3 protein-coding genes are annotated in these 4,388 nt (G+C 31.6%); all 3 read right to left on the bottom strand.

Going from position 1 to position 4,388, the window contains the following annotated elements; genetic code table 11:
* Positions 1–146: 146 nt before the first annotated feature.
* The 3 genes from V9G42_14140 to V9G42_14130 are packed head-to-tail and all read right to left on the bottom strand — an operon-like array spanning position 147 to position 4,382.
* Complete coding sequence (locus tag V9G42_14140; protein MEI2760565.1) at positions 147–1,940, bottom strand: LamG-like jellyroll fold domain-containing protein; 1,794 nt, start codon at positions 1,938–1,940, stop codon at positions 147–149.
* Positions 1,941–1,991: 51 nt separating this feature from the next.
* Entirely contained in the window at positions 1,992–2,723 is a 732-nt protein-coding gene (locus V9G42_14135) for a class I SAM-dependent methyltransferase (protein MEI2760564.1), read from the bottom strand.
* Positions 2,724–4,382 carry a hypothetical protein gene (locus V9G42_14130; protein MEI2760563.1) on the bottom strand — a complete coding sequence of 553 codons (1,659 nt, stop codon included), beginning with the start codon at positions 4,380–4,382 and terminating at the stop codon, positions 2,724–2,726. It abuts the gene before it with no gap.
* Between the last annotated feature and the right edge of the window lie 6 nt (positions 4,383–4,388).

Below are 4,388 nucleotides of genomic sequence, written 5' to 3'. Positions count from 1 at the left end.
GATATATTGATGGTACAGAAAAGAAATATTGCCAGTATAAATGGTTTCATAAACACAATTAAGAATTGCATTCAAACGTAGTTTAAATAAATTTGAAATGCAAGTAATGCCAATATGAAATAATAATTAGTTGAAAATAAAAACACCTACTGCTTGATAAACTTCCTTGTAATAATACCGTCAACAAAATTGCAACGAATAAAGAAAAGGCCTGTTTTTAATTTATCTGAAGGAATTTGAATTAGGTTGTCGCCTTTATGAATTTTTTCATTTGTCTCTAATAAAACTTTACCGGTGATATCTAATAGTTGCAAACGGATATTTTGTTCAAGTGTAGAATTACAAAGTAAAAATAGACCTGAGTTTGAAACAGGGTTAGGGAATAATTTGAGATTATTGTTGTTTGTTTGCAATTCAGGTGAACCTGAAGGCAGTACTACCATAGTTGCGGTTGTGTTAGTCACGACTGGTTGATTGAAGTCAAAATAAATTGATGCAGTATTTTGAATTAAATCACCTAATTGCAAACTATGTTTAGGTTTTACTCTATATATAACAAAGCCACTACTTCCAAGTTGATTGCTTCCGCTGTCCGGTAGGTTAATACCATCAAAACGAAATGTTAATTTATTGTTATTGTCAAGTGTAAATGTGTTGGGGTGACTTGATGCAATAACTTCAACACTAGAAACAATTAAGTTTGTATCTAAAAAGTTTTCAGTTCTGACATTAATTGCACTCGCAGTACCTGTATTCTGAAAATGGATAATATAATATAAGGGGGCCTGTTGTGCAACAAATTGTGGAGAAATATCTGTACTCGGTAAAACTTCTAAATAATTTGGATCATAACCACCAACAACTGTTTGATGTAATGTATCAAAATTGTCAAAATCTGTAGTGTCTCCTATTATTGGATATATTTTAGCAGTATTCTGTAATTGAGTACCGAGTGGTACAGAGGCAGGCAAATACATTTGCGTAGTAATTACACCTTGACCTCCCGGAGGCAAATTGTAAACATTCCATCCAAGATAGTGTGGTGCAATAGAATCTTGACTTGGAATAGCTTGCAAAAAACTGTAATTTGTATCATAATTCAATTCAACATAACCATTCAATGTGGCTGTGCCTATATTTTGATAAGTTACATATAAATTCTCATTAAATCCAGGACGTGCATTTGGATGGTTTGTAATAAAGACTCTTAAGTCTTTTACATTTGAATTCTCATAACCATTATATAAACACATAATTTCTGTTGGATTTAATACACGATTGTAAATTCTAATATCGTCTAATGAGCCTTGGAAGAAACAATTCGTTGGTGATGCTCCTGCTATTCCTCCACCAATATTTAAAGAACGATTCTTGTTTATGATTGATGTGAAATCCGTTTTCATTAATTTTAAATATCCGTTACGATAAACCTGCATGAAGTTTTGAGATGCACTAACAATAAAAACATAGTGTTCCCAACCTGATTGAAAGTATGTGCCAACTTCACCTAACCGTCCGTTGGTAGTAATGTTTCCGAAATCCCAAAATGTAGAAGAGACACCATTGTGGCTATAGTAAACACCTGCGAAAAAACGGTCAGTGATATTATCTGGTTCTAATATCACTAATCCCTGTGATTTTACACCATCAGCTTTAACCCAAATAGAAAGAGACATCTCGGTGCCAGGAATCATACTGGCAAAATTTGAAATATCAATAAAGGCACCAATCCCGTCAAATGCAAATGCGGAATTTGGGTTTCCAAATCTGTCGAACGTTAAAGTAGCGCCATTATTAACGCCATTAAAATTATTACCGGATAAATCGTTAGCGTTTCCACTAAAATCATATTTAGCACGCAATCCAGCGCTTAAATTAATTTGAGAAAATGCAATTGTTGAAGAAAGAAGTAGAATAAAGTTTAGGGTAAGTGCTTTCATATCAAATATTGTTTAGTCAAAAATACTACAAACTTTTAATTTAACAAATGTTTAAGCTCTTTTTTCTGCAAATATTAAAACTGACCCGGCAATTTCCTTAATAATTGGTATTTTTTCAAGCTTCCTGCCGATACGACAAACGATTGGTATTAGCTTTGCAGGCGTCATAGGATAAAGAAAATCGTAGGGTATTATATTAACATTAATAAATCCTCTATGTAATAAAAGTTCTTTTAACTGCCATCTGACAATTGCTGACTCATCTGGAATATCACCCCAGTATCGTTTTAAAACAGGTATATTTTTCTGCAAAAAGATATGTGGGTTTAACATATTTGGTTCAGCAAAAACAATTTTACCAGCAGGCTTTAATACTCTATGTATTTCATTTAAGACAGCTTCAATGTGTAAATGATGTAGTATAGAGCTACCAAAAACTACATCGAATAGATTGGGTTGAAAAATCATGTTCATTGCATCCATTCTTATGAATTGACAGGATGGAACTTTTGTTTTAGCAATTGAAATAAGAGTTTCAGAGATATCAATTGCAGTAATTTTAGAATTTGTTAACTCATTCACCCTTTTGGTAAACAGTCCTGTGCCACATCCTATTTCAAGAACTGACTTGTCTGAATCTATTTGTCCAAACTGAACAAAAAAATTAGCTCTTCTTTCTGATCGAATTATGCCGGTAGGTGAATCCCATCTCCAGATAAACTCAGCATTTGAGGCGATTTTTTCACCATGCTTAATTTCTTGGATTATTCTTTTTTCAACCACTTAATTATTTATTCGATATAAATAAGCAGGTTCTGTTTCACCAATTTGTTTAACTAACGAAAGTTTTGAAGGATACTTTTGTGCTACAGGTTGTAGTAAGCGATGTACTGTATTGATTATATATCCATCATTTTTTGCAGGATTTCTTCTTAAACTCACTAGAATAACATATTCAACTTTTTCGTTTTTAAATCTATTCAATACTGAATCTGGATCGTGACTGAAAACAGTGTAAATAGGATAAAATTCTTTTCCATGTCCATATACAAAAGACATAGGTGCTTTACGGGCAGCAACTAATGATTCTTTTGGCAAACTATCAGCACACCAAGTGCTCAATTTTAAATAATTAATCCAATCTGGTGTGTATCCGGCATATAAATCACCACCAAGATTTTTTATTAATGTTGGATAGTTTTCAGAAGATTTTCTAATTGTGTGGATAGTACTTGAAGTTAGAATAATTGCTAAAAACAATAATACTATAGATTGTCCAAAATTGTTCTTAATCGAACTGAAGAGTGTATCAAATATTATTATCAATATAAAAGGTACAAAGACCATAATAAGTCTATATTGATCCCAACTTTTTTGTAATGCTACAAATGTAAATGCACACATGGCAACGGTATATATGAAAAGTAAAAGTAAAAGAGAATTTTTGGATTTTATTATTCTGTAAAAACAATAAATCATTAATACTGCAAAAAGCAAACCTAATCCAGGAATGACGGACTGTGAGCCTTCACCAAGGAAGCCGGTTAATTGGAAGAACCTTTTACTGATATAGATATTATAATTATCAAAAAATCTTTGAACATAGCCGGAAAAATCTTCAGTACCTTTTGATGGGTCATAAGGATCTTTTTGAACTATTAAACTTGAGCCTTGTGCAGAAAATTGATTTTGACCTCCCCATGTATTAGATTTGAATACCTCGAAAGAACCTCTTGTAGCTGCGAAAGCAACAATGAAAAGGAGCGCTAATTTTATTTTTCTTTCAAAAAGAAGATAAACTACAACAGGTATGATTATGCCAATTGCAATATTTCTTGATAAGGTGAGAATTAGTAAAACTAAAGCTGGTATTAGAAATCGCCCCAATATTTTTAAAGAAGAATTAACGCTTTTACTTTTTTCATATTCTTTATAAAATAACAGCAGGAAACAGGTTTGTAAAAACAAAAAAAATTGTTCTGTGAAGGTCATACTGTTATAGTATAGAAAATACGAACTAATGCCAGTAAAAAATAAAATACAAAGTAGGACGAAGGTGCTTACTCGATCCTTAAAAAAATAATAAAAAACTATTAGGTGTAATAAGCCAAAAAATGTACTTGTAAGCTTTAGGACAACAATATTGAATCCAAAAACATCAATAAAGAAACTTAGGAATATTGGATAAAAAGGTGCATTAGCTGTATAATATCCCCAAAAATTTTGACTAAATTTATAAGCGGATTCTATATACAATGCATCATCATGTGCTTCACTTATCTTTAAGTCATATAAAAGAAACGTAAATACTGCTGATAGAAGAATGATTAAGGGCAATAAAATTTTAATGTTTTTATCACAAAATTTATTGAGTTGTTCAATGAAAGTAATGGAAGTTGCTTTTATCTGAGCCTTCTTAGTAAATTCTTTTTTCTTACTCATATTTTA

Source organism: Bacteroidia bacterium, from assembly GCA_037045145.1.
In the GTDB taxonomy this organism is placed as follows: domain Bacteria; phylum Bacteroidota; class Bacteroidia; order AKYH767-A; family OLB10; genus OLB10.
Note: the sequence above shows the minus strand (reverse complement) of the source record. Positions and strands in the feature narration are given on the sequence as shown.